14 protein-coding genes are annotated in these 14,421 nt (G+C 69.1%); 4 read left to right on the top strand and 10 right to left on the bottom strand.

Annotated features, from left to right (window positions below):
• Positions 1–6 precede the first annotated feature (6 nt).
• The 3 genes from tssG to NX782_RS14010 form a co-directional block, all read right to left on the bottom strand.
• On the bottom strand, positions 7–1,095 hold the full coding sequence (tssG, locus tag NX782_RS14020; RefSeq protein WP_258846089.1) for a type VI secretion system baseplate subunit TssG: 1,089 nt from the start codon (positions 1,093–1,095) through the stop codon (positions 7–9).
• Positions 1,059–2,915, bottom strand: coding sequence for a type VI secretion system baseplate subunit TssF (gene tssF, locus NX782_RS14015; protein ID WP_258846088.1), 1,857 nt, complete (start codon positions 2,913–2,915; stop codon positions 1,059–1,061). Before tssF ends, tssG begins: the two co-directional genes overlap by 37 nt.
• Before the next feature lie 76 nt (positions 2,916–2,991).
• A complete protein-coding gene (locus NX782_RS14010) occupies positions 2,992–3,723 on the bottom strand; it encodes an SDR family oxidoreductase (RefSeq protein WP_258846087.1) in 732 nt (243 codons plus the stop codon).
• Between the two features lie 164 nt (positions 3,724–3,887).
• Here NX782_RS14010 and NX782_RS14005 point away from each other — a divergent pair, with 164 nt between their 5' ends.
• Together NX782_RS14005 and NX782_RS14000 are read left to right on the top strand one after the other, a co-directional pair.
• Positions 3,888–5,765: a putative bifunctional diguanylate cyclase/phosphodiesterase gene (locus NX782_RS14005; protein ID WP_258846086.1), complete on the top strand. Its 1,878-nt coding sequence runs from the start codon at positions 3,888–3,890 to the stop codon at positions 5,763–5,765.
• Between the two features lie 78 nt (positions 5,766–5,843).
• Positions 5,844–6,401: a TetR/AcrR family transcriptional regulator gene (locus NX782_RS14000; RefSeq protein WP_258846085.1), complete on the top strand. Its 558-nt coding sequence runs from the start codon at positions 5,844–5,846 to the stop codon at positions 6,399–6,401.
• Between the two features lies 1 nt (position 6,402).
• Here NX782_RS14000 and NX782_RS13995 read toward each other — a convergent pair whose 3' ends face one another.
• The 5 genes from NX782_RS13995 to NX782_RS13975 form a co-directional block, all read right to left on the bottom strand.
• Entirely contained in the window at positions 6,403–7,350 is a 948-nt protein-coding gene (locus NX782_RS13995) for a pirin family protein (RefSeq protein ID WP_258846084.1), read from the bottom strand.
• 1 nt (position 7,351) lies between these two features.
• Positions 7,352–7,735 carry an OsmC family protein gene (locus tag NX782_RS13990; protein ID WP_258846083.1) on the bottom strand — a complete coding sequence of 128 codons (384 nt, stop codon included), beginning with the start codon at positions 7,733–7,735 and terminating at the stop codon, positions 7,352–7,354.
• Between the two features lie 114 nt (positions 7,736–7,849).
• Positions 7,850–8,368, bottom strand: coding sequence for a DUF6644 family protein (locus NX782_RS13985; RefSeq protein WP_258846082.1), 519 nt, complete (start codon positions 8,366–8,368; stop codon positions 7,850–7,852).
• On the bottom strand, positions 8,368–8,736 hold the full coding sequence (locus NX782_RS13980) for a DUF6152 family protein (RefSeq protein WP_258846081.1): 369 nt from the start codon (positions 8,734–8,736) through the stop codon (positions 8,368–8,370). The genes NX782_RS13985 and NX782_RS13980 overlap by 1 nt, the downstream gene beginning before the upstream one ends.
• 97 nt (positions 8,737–8,833) lie before the next feature.
• Positions 8,834–9,445: a histidine phosphatase family protein gene (locus NX782_RS13975; protein ID WP_258846080.1), complete on the bottom strand. Its 612-nt coding sequence runs from the start codon at positions 9,443–9,445 to the stop codon at positions 8,834–8,836.
• Between the two features lie 118 nt (positions 9,446–9,563).
• Here NX782_RS13975 and NX782_RS13970 point away from each other — a divergent pair, with 118 nt between their 5' ends.
• Positions 9,564–10,712 (top strand): acyltransferase family protein, encoded by a 1,149-nt coding sequence (locus tag NX782_RS13970; RefSeq protein ID WP_258846079.1) that lies wholly within the window; start codon positions 9,564–9,566, stop codon positions 10,710–10,712.
• Between the two features lie 131 nt (positions 10,713–10,843).
• Here the strand turns inward: NX782_RS13970 and NX782_RS13965 are convergent, their stop codons facing one another.
• Both NX782_RS13965 and NX782_RS13960 read right to left on the bottom strand, forming a co-directional pair.
• Positions 10,844–12,676 (bottom strand): DUF885 domain-containing protein, encoded by a 1,833-nt coding sequence (locus NX782_RS13965; RefSeq protein WP_258846078.1) that lies wholly within the window; start codon positions 12,674–12,676, stop codon positions 10,844–10,846.
• Between the two features lie 21 nt (positions 12,677–12,697).
• Positions 12,698–13,378: a DUF4336 domain-containing protein gene (locus NX782_RS13960; protein WP_258846077.1), complete on the bottom strand. Its 681-nt coding sequence runs from the start codon at positions 13,376–13,378 to the stop codon at positions 12,698–12,700.
• 22 nt (positions 13,379–13,400) lie between these two features.
• On the opposite strand from NX782_RS13960, the gene NX782_RS13955 reads away from it, so the two are divergent.
• Positions 13,401–14,390, top strand: a complete 990-nt coding sequence (locus NX782_RS13955) for a LysR substrate-binding domain-containing protein (protein WP_258846076.1) — start codon at positions 13,401–13,403, stop codon at positions 14,388–14,390.
• The last annotated feature ends 31 nt before the right edge of the window (positions 14,391–14,421 follow it).

The following is a 14,421-nucleotide window of genomic DNA, read 5'->3' as shown; positions in this document are numbered from 1 at the left end:
GGAAGGTCAAGCCCCGTCCGCGATGGGGTCCGCCAAATCGTCCCCTTCGAAGGGCGGCGGGCCCGGCGGCAGCGGCGGCATCGGCCGCACATCGTAGACCATGTCGGCGCGGTCATGCAGGGCCGGCGCCGTGATCAGGAAGCTGTCGCGGCCCAGGCGCTGCGGGCCGCCGGCCAGCCGCACCGGGCGCAGCTCGCTGTGCGCCAGCACCAGCACCACCTCGTAGCTGAGGGTGGGCGCCGCGAACAGACCGAGCAGCGTGCGCAGCGCCCGCGCCCCTTCGGCACGCGGCAGGAAGCGTTCGAACTGCGCGCGCAGCAAGGGGCCGATGCGCACGCGTACGCGCAGGTCCGGGCGCCAGCTGCGCTCGCCCAGCATGGCGTCCTGGCCGAGCGCGGCCCCGCCCAGACGGGTCTGCTCATCGGGCGCCAGCAGGTCCCAGAAGCCGATCCCTTCTTCCAGCGCCACCGGCACCCCGAAATGGTGAGACAACACGCGCCCCAGCACCACCGCCGAAGCCGGGCGCTGCCTGAGCACCCCGGCGTAGCGCGCCAATGTGGCGTCGCCGACCGCCTCGTGCGGCGCGCCGGGAGTAAAGCCGGCCAGCGCCAGCAGCAGAGGGAGGAAGCCGTCGCCGCCCTCGCGCACCGCGTGCTCGACGCGGTATTTGCGCCAGGCGCCGTAGAACAGCGCCAGCATGCGGGTCGTGAAGATGTCGAGGAAGGCGCGCGGCGCTTCGGCCAGCCCGGCATCGCCCTGGGCCGATTCCCAGGCCGCGATGCGCTCGGTCACGTGCGCCGGCATGACGCCGTGTGCGCCCAGCAGGCCCATGAAGGTCGGGGTCAGGTGGAACTGCGGCGCCGTCCCGTCCTCGGCGGCGCTGGCCGCGATCGCCTCGACCTGGGCGGCCGGGAAGCCGAGCGACAGACTGTTCCGGAAGCGCAGGTGCTGCTCCAGCGCGCGCCGCGGCGGCACGCCCTGCTCGTCCAGCCACAGCAGGAGCAGTCGCACCGCCTGGAAGAACTCGAAGCGCTGCGGCTCGGCCAGCAGCCGCCCGATCAGCCCAGCGCCCGGCTGCTGTGGCGGGGTTCGCATGCGAGGAGCTCCTGGCCGGTCTGGCGCGACACGAGCTGCAGCCGCGTGAAGCAGTTCAGCTGTCCGTTCAGCGCAAAGTAATGGTCGAGCACACTGGCGAACACGAACAGGCTGCTGCCGGCGAAGGCCTCTTCATCCACGGTCATGCGGATGCCGATGCCCGGCATCAGGGTCGACACCGGCGCCGTCCTGACCCAGGCCCGCACCGCGCCGTGCTCGAGACCGTGGATGCCGGCGATCAGGCGCTGCGCGGCCGCCGAATGCGGCAGGTCGTACAGCGCCAGCATCTTGCGGAAATCGTCCAGGCCGGCCATGGTCAGACTGGCATGGCTGAGCGAGAGGTGGGAGATCAGGCGCCAGTGGGCGCCGCGCGCGCTGGGGAAGCGGTAAGTGGGGCTGGGTTTGCGCAGCATGCGGATCGGCGCCGCGCCCGCCAGCTCGTCGGTGCGCAGGTCGCCCTGCGGATCGCCGTAGCGCAGCTGGGCCGGCAGGTCGCGGTTGGTGCAGGTCAGCAGCGTGGACAAGGTGGTCCGGCAGTCCGCGGCGCCGGCGGCGTCGGTGGTGCGGAAGTCGGCGTCGATCAGGGCGATGCGCATTTCGTGGCCAGGGCTGACGGCGGCCACGGCATGGTCGCGCCGCGTGATCCAGTAATGCCTGGCGTCCGGCGCCGCGCCCTCGCTGGCCACGTACAGCGGGGCGAACGAGGTGATGCCGCCTGCGCCGCCGGCGCCTTCGCGCACCAGGCGCACCGCGTCGACGCTGTGGATCTCGTAGTCGGCGGCATGCGCGCCGTCGGCCAGCAGCGGGTAGTCGGCGCTGGTATGGGACAGCTGAAGCGGCGCCCCGGCCTTGGCGAACAGATTGATCGCCGGGGTGCAGCCCAACAGCAGATTGCGCGCCGTGAGCCCGGCCAGCAGGCGCGCCGCGTCGGACTCGCCGCTCACGCCGCGCAGTACGACGTGCAGCGTGAAGCTGGTGCAGCGCGGCGGCAGCAGCGCGCGCAAGGCAGTGGTGTCGAGGTCGATGAAATGGAATTTGTCGGGATAGCAGAAGTACTCGCTCAGCAGGCGCAGCGCCGGATGGGCGCGCGCCGGGAACGGGATCATCGCATCGTCCTCGCTCAAGCCCGCCAGGGCCAGCGGCACATTCGGCAGCGGCAGCCAGGCGGCCTCGCCGCCGGCCTGGACGAAGGCGCAGGCGCCGCGCAGGAACAAGGCGTCGATCAGGCCCGCGCGGGTAGAGGCTTCGCCGTCGACGAACAGGCGCAGGCGCGACGGCAGGCTGTCGGCCAGCGGGCGCGGGCCCGGCGTATCGATGGTGATGGCGATCGCGCTGCCCGCCCCGCGCGGCAGGCGCAGCGAGCGCGGCGCCTTCGCCAGCGGGTTGAGGGCCAGCTGCGCCACCCGCAGCGGCGCCAGCAGGACGTCGTAGACGGTGCGGAACAGGATCAGGCTGTCGTGGCGGGCGCTGGTGCGCAGCATGGTCCCGCGCGGCAGCAGCACCGGCGCGTCGGGCAGTTCGGCATCGCCCTGGCCGCCGACCTGCACGATGGTGTGCGAAGGCATGGGCCGCAGGTAGTGCGGGTACAGGCTTTCGAGCAGCGATTCGGTGAATTTGGGGTAGTCGTCGTCGAGGCGCTTGCGGATCCTGGCGCTCATCAGGGCCACCGACTGGATCAGCCGGGCGACGCTCGGATCCTCATAGGTTTCGCCCGCCAGGTGCAGCTCGCCGGCCGGCTTCGGATACCGGGCGCGGAATTCGCGTGCGAACTGTCCGAACAGTCCCAACTCTTCTTCGTAGTAGCGCAGGAGCTCATCCATCTTTGAATAGTCCCACCCGCGCTGCGGATGTATCTTGCGTACAATCAATACCGCCCGTGCCGCCCGGGCATCCCTCCTATGCGCCGAGCGTACGGAGATCCGCCACGACCTCATCGCCGAAGGACTTGCCGAGCAGGTAGTCGACCAGCTGCTCGGCGCATTCGTCGGGGTCGACCAGGGTGCCGGTTTCCTTGAGGTCGATGAAGCGCTGGCGCATCGGGAAGTTCTCTTCGGAGCTGGCGCGGATCTCGGCCTGCATGCCGGTGTCGATCACGCCCGGCGCCAGGCTGCAGATCTGCACATCCTGTTCGGCGTCCATCACCACCGCGCGCGCATGGTGGTCGAGCGCCGCCTTGGTGGCGCAGTAGACGCTCCAGCCCGGATAGGCGTGACGTCCGGCGCCGCTCGAGATGTGCATGATCCGCGTCGAGCCGCCGTCGCTGGCGCGCACCACGGCCGCCGCCAGCGCCATCGGCGCCGCCACGTTCAGGGTCACGGCGCGCAGCACCGCGCGCGGGTCCTGCTCCTCGAGCGGTCCGACCGGGTTCACCATCCCCGCATTGTTCAGCAGGAGCACGGCGCCGGTGCCGTCCAGGTAGTCGGACAGCGCGCTGCCGCCCAGCCAATCCATCAGGGCCGGTCCATCGGCCAGGTCCAGCTCCACCTCTTCGAACAGGTCGGGCCAGGATTGCGCCAGCCCGTCGGAGCGGGTGCGGGCCAGGCCCAGCACCGGCACGCCGCGCGCCAGCAGGTTGCGCGCCAGGGCGGCGCCGAGGCCTTTGGTGTGGCCGGTTACGATCGCTTTCATTTGAGTCTCCATCCGCCGCCGCGCGGGGCACCGTTGCAAATGTTATCGCAAGCGGGGGCGGTCGATAAAGTCAAATGTGCCGCGCGCGCACCGATGCCTGCGCTCCAGTTCGGCCGCACATGGCAGAATGGAACCAAGAGCATCAGATCCGGCAAGACAAAACCATGCAGATTCCAGACCTCCCCGTCGACGAAGCGCGCCGCCTCACTGCCCTGCACGCCACCCGCCTGCTCGGCAGCGCGCCCGAAGAAGCCTTCGACCGCATCACCCGCATGGCCGCGCGCCTGCTGCACGCGCCCACCGCCCTCGTGTCCCTGGTGGACAAGGACGTCCAGTGGTTCAAGTCGCGCTGCGGCTTCGAGGCCACCGAAACCGCGCGCGACATCTCGTTCTGCGGCCACGCGATCCTCGACCACGAACCGCTGGTGGTGGGCGACGCCACCCAGGACCCGCGCTTTCGCGACAATCCGCTGGTGCTAGGGGAACCGCATGTCCGCTTCTATGCCGGCGTGCCGCTGTACTCGGTGGACCGGATGCCGATCGGAACCCTGTGCGTGCTCGACAAAGTGCCGCGCCAGCTTGGCGGCGAGGACCTCGACATCCTGCGCGACCTGGCGCGCATGGTCGAACAGCTGATCCACCACCGCCAGCTGGCCACCGCGGCCCAGGCCCTGTATTCGCACGTGCTGCTGGACGCCGCCAATCCCGAGCTGAGCGCGGCCGCCGGCCAGGTCGAATTCCTGCTCAACCACGACCAGCTGACCGGGCTGTCGAACCGCCAGGCGCTGGCGCGCACCATCGACAAGGGCCTGGCCGAATGGCGCAGCCAGGGCACGCCGACCCTGGTCGCCGCGATCAACCTCGACAAGTTCAAGCGCCTGAACGAGCTGCTGGGCCACCACGCCGGCGACCAGGCCCTGGTCTCGATCACCTGGAGCCTGCAGAGCGTGCTGCGGCCGGAAGACCTGCTGGCGCGGGTCGGCAACGACGAGTTCGTGGTGCTGCTGCCCGGCCTCGGCGACGACAGCGTGGCGCGCGACCGCCTGCGCCAGATCATGCAGGCCGTGCACCGCGAGTTCAAGACCCCGGGCGGCGGCGCCATCCCCCTCACCTGCAGCATCGGCTACGCGATCTACCCGCACGACGGCGACAGCGCCGACGTCCTGCTGAACAACGCGACCCTGGCGACCCGCCGCGCCAAGCTGATGGGCGGCGGCCAGATCCAGCATTTCTCGGAAGAGCTGAAGCAGGCCTTCAACCGCAAGCTGACGATGGAAGGCCAGCTGCGCGCCGCCCTCGACCACAAGGAACTGTTCCTGATGTACCAGCCGAAGATCGCGCTGAAGGACGGCTCCGTGGCCGGCCTGGAAGTGCTGCTGCGCTGGCGCCATCCGCAGCACGGCCTGATCTCGCCGGTCGAATTCATCCCGGTGGCCGAAGAGGCCGGGCTGATCGTCGAGATCGGCGAATGGGTGCTGAAGAGCGCCGTCGACCAGTGCCGTGCCTGGCGCGCCGCCGGCGTGCCCACGGTGCCGGTGGCGGTCAACCTGTCGGCGCGCCAGTTCCACCGGACCGACATCGTCGGCTGCGTCGCCACCGTGGTGCGCGATGCCGGACTGGCGCCGGGCGATCTCGAACTGGAACTCACCGAGAGCATGTCGGTACAGTGCCCCGAGCGCAGCGCCGACCTGATGGCGCGCCTGCGCGAACTCGGCTGCACCCTCAGCATCGACGATTTCGGCACCGGCTATTCCAGCCTCAGCTACCTGAAGCGCCTGCCCGTCGACAAGCTCAAGATCGACCGCTCCTTCGTGCAGGACATGCACCAGAGCGCCGACTCGCTGGCGATGGTCCAGGCCATCATCGCGATGGCGCACAGCCTGCGCCTGGAGGTGATTGCCGAGGGTGTCGAACTGCAGGAGCAGCTCGACGGACTGCGCGCCGCCGGCTGCGACCAGATCCAGGGCTTTTATTTCAGCAAGCCGCTGAGTCCGGAAGACTGCGCGGCCTACCTGCGGGAGCATGCTGCGCGCCCTGCGTGAAATCGATGCCGACAAATGTTGCCTGACACAGCCGAAAGATTTACAATTTCGCTAAGGCAACATATCAAATCGGAGCACATGCGGTACTCGCAGAATCACAAGGCGGAAACGCGCCAACGCATCATCGCCGAAGCCTCGCGCCGTTTCCGCCGCGACGGCATCGAGGGCACCGGGCTGGTGCCGCTGATGAAGGCGCTCGGCATGACCCACGGCGGCTTCTATGCCCACTTCCCGTCCAAGGAAGCGCTGGTCGAGGCTTCGCTGGACGCGGCGGTCGCGCAGGCCGACGAACAGTGGCAGGCGTCGCCCGCGCCGGAACAACTGCAGGCCTTGCTGGCCAGCTACCTGTCGACGCGCCACCGCGACCATCCCGAAGCCGGCTGCCCGCTCCCCACCCTGTGCGCGGAACTCGGCCTGCGCGGCCAGCCCAACCCCAGCGCCGATGCACTGGCGCGGCGCATGGCGGCCCGGGTGCAGGAGTGCACGCCTGCCGCCGGCGGCGCGGACGGCGGCCTGGTCGCGCTGGCCGCCATGGTCGGCGCGCTGACCTTGTCGCGCGCGGTCGCCGATCCGGCGCTGTCCGAACAGATCCTCGGCGCCGTGCACGCGGCGCTGCAGCCGCCGGCCCAGGCCTGACTCAGGGATAGCGCACCGGCCGGCCCAGGGTATCCGGCAGCGGGATGAACTCGGTCTCGCCCGGTACGCTCGGGAAGCGCATCGCGCGCCAGTCTTCCTTGGCCTGCTCGATACGGTCTGCCGAGCTGGAGACGAAGTTCCAGGTCAGGTAGCGCGGCCCATCCATCGGTTCGCCACCCAGCAGCATCACGCGCGCGCCCTGGCCGTTGGCCGCGGCCAGCGTGACGGCGGCGCCGGGTTTCAGTACCAGCAGCTGGCCGGGGCCGAAGCGGCCGTCGCGGCCCAGGTCCAGCGTCCCCTCCACCACGTAGATCGCCTGCTCGCCGTACTCGGCCGGCATGGGCAGGCGCGCGCCCGGCTGCAGCGCCAGGTCGACGTAGAACATCGGCGACTCGACCGGCACCGGGGCGCGCTTGCCGAAGAACTCGCCGGCGACGATGCGGGCGGTGGCGCCCTCGCCTTCCAGCACCGGCAGTCGCTCGGCTTCGATGTGGGTGAAGCTCGGGTCCTTTTCTTCCTTCGCCTTGGGCAGCGCGACCCAGCATTGCAGGCCGTGCAGGGTCGAGCCATTGGCGCGCACCAGCGGGCCGGTGCGTTCGGAGTGGACGATGCCCTTCCCGGCCGTCATCCAGTTGACGGCGCCGGGACGGATGTCCTGCACGGTGCCGAGGCTGTCGCGGTGCGAGATCTCGCCTTCCAGCAGATAGGTCACGGTGGACAGGCCGATGTGCGGGTGCGGGCGCACGTCGATGCCGGTGCCGGCATTGAACACGTGCGGCCCCATCTGGTCGAGGAAGACGAAGGGGCCGACCATGCGGCGATTCACGTGCGGCAGCGCGCGGCGTACTTCGAAGCCGCCGCCCAGGTCATGGGTGCGCGGCACCACGATGGTTTCCAGCATGCTTTGCTCGTCGTGGGCGTCGTAGCCACTTTGTTGATCGCGTTCCATTTTATGCTGCCTCCGTGGTGATCTGGATCTGCCCGGACAGGGTCTTGTGGACCGGGCACTTGTTGGCGATGTCCGTCAGGCGCTGCTTTTCTTCTTCGGATAACTGTCCGACATAGCGGATGCTGCGGTGCAGGGCGTAGGCCGCGCCTTCCTGGCCATGCCGGATCGTGACCTGCACGTCGTCGAGCTGCCAGCCTTTCCGCTTGGCGTACAGGTTGACCGTCAGCGTGGTGCAGGCCGCCAGCGCCGCCGCCAGCAGGTCGTGCGGTTCGGGGCCGCTGTCCTCGCCGCCGAAGGCCGGGGCGACGTCGGTCAGCAAGCGGTGCGGGCCGATCTCGATGACTTGCTGCATCGGCCCCTGGCCGCGGTGCGTCGTGATGTCCATGATACGTGATCTCCTGGCGTGTCGATGGATGCCATTATGGCCAGCCGGGGGCTGGAAGGAAAACGAGTTATTTTCCTGTCTACGATCGATTTTTTCGATGCTCATGCACAGCGGTCAGACATAGGCCAGCAGCCGCCCGCAGGCGATCACCGTCAGCCATAGCAGCAGCGACAGCACGGCATGCAGGCGCGCCCGCGGCGGTGCGCGGCTGTCCCAGCGCTCGGCGGACCGGTAAGGCCCAGCGTGGAAAGCCAGCGCATTCAGCCCGGCCACGGCGATCAGCACCAGCTTCAGCAGGAACACGCGGTTGGCTGCCAGGTCCGGCGCCTCGGCCGCGAACAGCAGCAGGCCGCTCGGCAGCACCAGCAGCATGCTCCCCACCGACCACGGCAGCAGGTAATGCGCCAGCAGCCGCACCGGCAGTGCGCGCCCTAACCCGAGCACGCGCAAATCGAACATCGCCACCGCGCCGACCAGCACGGCAAAGCCGGCAATGTGAACGATCTCGACGGCCGGATACAGCCAGGCGTTGGCGCGCATCGCCAGCGCCGGCGAGGTGGCCGCAAGCCAGTGCGTCCAGTCGAGCGCCGCACCGGCCGGCCCGGGCCCAGCGGCCGGGTGGGCAGGCAGCATCAGCGCAGTTCGGTGGTCTTGCCGTTGACCGTGATGCGCTCGGCGCGCATCTCGTCCGCCTTGCTGCGGTGCGGGTAGCCATAGACGCTGGCCGTGCCGCCCACGCTCAGCATGTCCTTGGTCAGGCCGCGGCTTTCCATGCGGCCCGGCGGCGCCAGCACCACGATCCAGGTCTTGTCGCCGCTCTTGAGGCGTACCCAGCCGTGCGGCTGGACATAGCCCGCTTCCTGGATGGTGCCGGACAGCTGCAAGGGTTTATCTGCGTTGTACTCGCTCCAGCCGTGGTGGGCCGAAGCCGTGAAGGCCATGGTGGCCGTGGTGGCCGCGATGGCTGCCGCCAGGGCGGCGCGCAGGAAGCTGCGTCTCATTGCGTACTCCTTCGAAAAGTCGGGCATACGATGAATGCATGCGGGCGATTCTACGCTGCCGGTCCGGGGCGCACGCCAGCCGGACCTTTTGCGCCGATCAAGACGACGGGGCCGAATCCAGCGGCAGTTGGCCCAGCACGGCAAGCGCGCCGCCGCGCATGCGCGCGACCACGATCCCGCCGGGCGCGACCGATTCGTCCGCCAGCGCCCGGATGTTGACGTCGTGGGTCACCAGCGCCAGGTTGCCTGCCTTGCCGTCCAGCGGGTGGGCGGCCAGGCGCGCGAGTGTCCGCGCCACCCTGGCGCGCCGGGCGGCGCCGTCTTCCTCGAACATGGAATCGAGCACCGGCGCCGGCTCGACGCGGCCGAAGGCGAGCCGCGCGGTGTCCAGGCAGCGGCACCAGCGGCTCGACCACACCGCGCCGACCGCCACGCCACCATCGCGCAGGGCGGCCCCGAGTGCCTGCGCCTCGCGCCGGCCGCGTTCGGACAGGTTGCGCTGGGTGCCGCACTGGCCGAGCCGGAAGCCGGGCGGATCGCCGACACCCGGATCGGTGGCGGCATGGCGCACCAGCAGGATGTGGCCGCCGCCGCGCAAGCGCGTCCAGAGTTCGCTTGCGGCCGCTGCCTGATCGGGCATTGCCCCGGCTGCAAGCGGCCCGCCGCCGAGGGCCGTGGCCAGCGCCGCCAGGAATCCGCGTCGATGCATCCTCATCTCCATCGCTCCAAGGCCGCGATTATCCGGCGCCCTTCGACAAGCAGGCGCACGGATAAAACGCGTGGAATTGTTTGAGTTTTCGCGCTGCCGGCGCTGTTACCATCGCTGGATGACTTCGCCTATTGCTCCTTCGCCTCCATCAGCCCGCAACTTCGGCATCGACTGCCTGCGCGGCCTCGCCATCCTGCTGGTGATCGTGCACCATCTGGCCCTGCCCTTCCGCCTGCCGCTGGGACCGAGCCTGCTGCGCGACTACCTGCCCAAGCGCCTGCTGGACGCGGTCAGCTTCAACGGCTACGAGGCGGTCTTCATCTTCTTCGTCATCTCCGGCTTCCTGATCGCCACCCGCATCCTCGAGCGCGACGGCAGCCTCGAACGCGTGGACCTGCGCCGCTTCTACCGCGCCCGCGCGTTGCGCATCCTGCCGCTGCTGCTCCTGATCCTGGGCGTGCTGTCGGTGATGGCGCTGTCCGGCATCGAAGGCTTCGCTCCCGGCGACGAACAAAGCCTGGCTGGCCTGTTGGGATCCGCCTTGACCTTCACTTTCAACTGGTACGAAGGCCGCACCGGCTGGGCGCCGGCGGGCTGGGACGTGCTGTGGTCGCTGTCGATCGAGGAGGTCTTCTATCTCGGCTTTCCGCTGCTGTGCCTGTGGCTGCCGCGGCGGCTGCTGATCGGCCTCCTGCTGGTCTGGGCGCTGGCCTTGAACCCGCTGCGCGGCCTGGTGCCGGCGGCGGATGAAGTCTGGCGCGAGAAGGCCTACCTGCCGGGCATGGCGGCGATCGCCTGGGGCGTGCTGGCGTCCCTGCTGGCGCAACGCTGGCGTCCATCCCGGCGCGACGCCCGCGCGCTGGCGCTGTTCGGCGCCTTCTGCATCCTGCTGGTGCTGGGCTGGGGCGAGCTGGTGCACCGCCACCTGTTCAAGTCGAGCATGGTCGGGCTGGTGCTGGGTTCGGCCCTCATGCTGCTGGCCTTCCATGCGCACCCACCTGCCCCGCGCGCGGGCCTGCGCTGGCTGGCGCGCATGGGCAGCCTGAGCTACGAACTGTATCTGTCGCACATGTTCATGGTGCTGGGCGCCGTCGCGCTGTACCGCGCGCTGCTGGGCAGGGAGCAGGCCTGGACCTTCGGGGTCTACCTGCCGGTGCTGCTCCTGTGCTTCGGGCTGGCGCTGGTGCTGGAAAAATTCACGCTGCGCTTCAGCCGCCGGGGGTCTTGCGCCGCGGCGGAAGGCAAGCGAGAACTATTGGTTCAATAAGCCACGTGCACCGCAACCCGCAGCTGTGCGCGCATCCGATGGACAGCGGCACCTACCGGGCCGTGCAGCGCAGGTCGGGCCGCGTCGCCGCTTAGTGCAGTCTCAGTACAGCGACTCCTTCGTACGGCGATTCAGCGGCTGGCCTCGATCCAGCGATTCACCTGGCTCTCCAGGATGGGCAGCGGCAGCGTGCCGTCGCCCAGCACCACCGCGTGGAACCTGGCGTAGCTGAACTTCGGCCCCAGTGCCTGCTGCGCCCTGGCGCGCAGCTCCAGGATCTTCATCGCGCCGGTCTTGTACGCCAGGGCCTGGCCCGGCCACACCATGTAGCGCTCGATCTGGTTGGCAGCGCCGGCCTCGTTGTAGCCCAGGTTTTCCATCGCATAGGCAATCGCCTTCTCGCGCGACCAGCCTTGGGCGTGCATGCCGGTGTCGACCACCAGGCGCACCGCGCGCAGCAGCTCGTCGTTCAGGTGGCCGTAGTAATAGGCCGGGTCCTCGTAGAAGCCGAACTCCCGGCCCAGGGTCTCGCAGTACAGCGCCCAGCCCTCGGTGTAGGCGGCCGCGCTCGGGTGCTCGGTGAAGAACTTGCGGAAGTCCGGCAGCGGCAGTTCCTTCAGCAGCGCCGCGTGGAAGTGGTGGCCCGGCACGCCCTCGTGCAGCAGCAGCGTGGCCATGCCGACCGTGTCGTACTCGTTCGGATCGTTGACCACGGCCCAGAACACGCCCGGATGCGAACCGTCGGCCGCCACCGGCGTGTAATGGTCGGAGGCGGTGGCGCGGGTCAGCTCGGGTTCGAGCTGGATGTCGAGCCTGGCATTGGGCAGCAGGCTGAAATACTGCGGCAGTTTGGCGTCCACCTGCGCGTAGATCTGGCGGTAGCGTTCGAGCACCTGCTGCTCGCTGGTGAAGGGCTTGAATTTCTTCTGGGCGGCGACCCACTGCGGGAAATCCTTCAGCGGACCGTCGTAGCCCAGCTTGGGGGCCAGCTTCGCCATCTCGGCCTGGATGCGCGCGACTTCCTTCAGGCCCGTTGCGTGGATCTGCTCGGGCGGGGTGTCGAGGTTGGTGTTGTTCCTGATGCGGGCGCGGTACCAGGCGGCGCCGTCCGGCAGCGCGCCATAGCCGGCGGTATCGCGGCCGGCGGGCAGGTAATCCTTTTCGAGGAAGGCGCACAGGCGGTCCAGGGCCTGGCCGATCTCGACGGCGGCCTGGCGATAGCCGGCTTCGAGCTCGCGCTTGTCCTTGTCGCTGAAGGCGGCCGGCAGACGCCTGGCCGGCGAGTAGAACACGCTGCCCTGGGGATCGCTGCTGCGCAACTGCTGGAACTGCGGCAGCATGCGGGTCGTGACGATCTTCGGCTGCACCACGCCAGTCCGCATGCCCTCCTTCATGTTGACGATGGCCTGGGCTATCCAGGCCGGCAGCTGCTGCAGCCGGTGCAGGTAGGCACGGTGCTGGGCCGGCGTCTCCAGCGGCTGCGAGCCGGTGCCGCTGGCGTAATTCGCCAGGTTGCTCGGGATATTGTCGAAGTGGTTCAGCGGCAGCAGGTGTTCCGGGAAGCGCTCGAGGTCGAGCTGAGCCTGGATTTCGGCGGCCAGGATGTCGTAGTTCAGCCGCGCTTTATCGGACAGGCGGGTGCGATCGATGGCCTGCAGCTGCTTCAGGAAACCGTGGTTGGCGGCCAGGTAGCGCTTGCGCACCTTGGGATCGATCGCCATGCCGATCTGGTCGTCGTAGCGGCTGTCGCCGTTGGCGGTGGCGTACAGCAGCGGGTCGTATTTCGCGCGGGCGTCGTAAAAGCGGGCGGCGATCCGGTCGATCTGCTGCTGCGCAGCCTGGGCGGTGGCGGATGCCGGCGCGGCGGCGGCTTGGGCCACGGTCAAGGGGGCGCCGGCAGCGATGACGGTCGTCAGGGCGGCAGCCAGGCTGGCTGCGCGCATGGAACGGGCATACTGGAACATGGGTCTCCTTTTGGATTTGAATCAGGCGCCGAAGCGGCTGAAAGCCCGCTCGACCAGCCTGTGCGCATCGTGCTCGACGATCGCGTTATGCGCCGTGATCACGCGCGTGAACGGCCATTGCAGGACGGTCCGGGCGCTGCCGGCCGCCAGCATCCTGCTGCGCGTGACCAGGCGCACCGTGCGCGGCACGTCCAGGCGCGAGCGCACGTCGGTCAGGCGCGCGTACAGCGAGGCATTCCACGGCAGCTTGCCGCTCCAGCACTGCAGCACGTCGGTCATGATCAGGGTGTTCGATGCCTTGTGGAAGAACACCACCTCGTTCACGAAGGGCATGCCGCGCATGACGACCTGGTCGAGTTCGTGCTGCCATTCGGGCAGGACGCTGTCGCCAAGCTCGACCAGGCCTTCGAGGTCCGGGCGCTTGGCGGCCAGGCCGGGCGCGCCGTACAGCCGGGCCTCCGGGAACATGCGCAGCGCGTGCTTCGCGAACATGTGGTGCGCGCGGTTGGGCGCGACGATCCACGCGACCCGGCCGAGGCTGCGCAGCTGTTCGGCCACGGTGTCGTTGAAGCGCACCGGCGAGTGGAGCCACAGACGGCCGTCCTGGAAGCGGACCACGGTCATCCGTGAGGTAATGGGCAGGCCGGCGGCCTTGAAGCCGCGTTCCATGTGCCAGAGATCGGGGGCGATTTGTATGAGCATGCCGCTATTGTAAAATAGTTACATGCTAAGAATCAGCCTCGACGCCCTGCTCACCGTCGACACCATCGCCCGCCGCGGCAGTTTTTCGGCCGCCGCCAAGGAACTGTTCCGGGTGCCGTCGACGATTTCCTATACCGTTTCCAAGCTCGAGGAAGACCTCGGCGTCGCTTTGTTCGAGCGCTTCGGTCCGCGCGTGGTGCTGACCGCGGCCGGCGAGGAGCTGCTGAAGGAAGGCCGATACCTGCTGAAGGCGGCCGGCGACCTCGAAAGCCGGGTGCGCCGCGTCGCCTCCGGCTGGGAGACCGAATTCACCATCGGCGTCGATTCGGCGCTGTCGCCGCTCGGCCTGCAGGACGACATCCGCGCCTTTTATGAAGTGGCCGACCAGACCCGCCTGCGCATCGTCAAGGAAGCCCTGTCCGGCACCTGGGAGAGCCTGCTCGACCGCCGCGTCGACTTCCTGGCCGGCGCCGCCGGCGAAGGACCGTCCGGCGGCGGCTACACCGCCGAGCCGCTGGGCAAGATGTCCTTCGTATTCGTGGTCGCGCCCTCGCATCCGCTGGCCGCCATCAGGCACCGCCTCGGCAAGGTCGAACTGAGCGAGCACCGCGCCGTCTCGGTGGCGGACTCGGTGCGCCTGCTGCAGGCGCGCACCGTGGGCCTGCTGTTTGGTCAGGACACGCTCACGGTGCCCGACATGCAGACCAAGTACGATTTCCAGGTGGCCGGCCTCGGCTTCGGCTTCCTGCCCGAAGCCTGGGCCCGTCCCGCGATCCAGGCCGGACGTCTGGTCGAGAAAGCGGTCGAGGAACCGAAGCCGGACGAGACCCTGTTCATGGCCTGGCGCACCGGCGAGGATGGCGCGGCGCTGCGCTGGTGGCGCGAGCGGCTGCGCGCGGCGCCGCCTCTGGAGCGGATGCTGGCGATGAATTGTCCGGTGGAGCGGCCGCTGCCCGGCTTGAGCCCGCCACTCAGCAGACCGGGCGCCGTCCACGTCACGACGCTGTCATAATCGGGCTCTACACTCCGTTGCCACGAGTGAA

Source organism: Massilia norwichensis, assembly GCF_024753245.1.
GTDB lineage: Bacteria > Pseudomonadota > Gammaproteobacteria > Burkholderiales > Burkholderiaceae_D > Telluria > Telluria norwichensis.
Note: the sequence above shows the minus strand (reverse complement) of the source record. Positions and strands in the feature narration are given on the sequence as shown.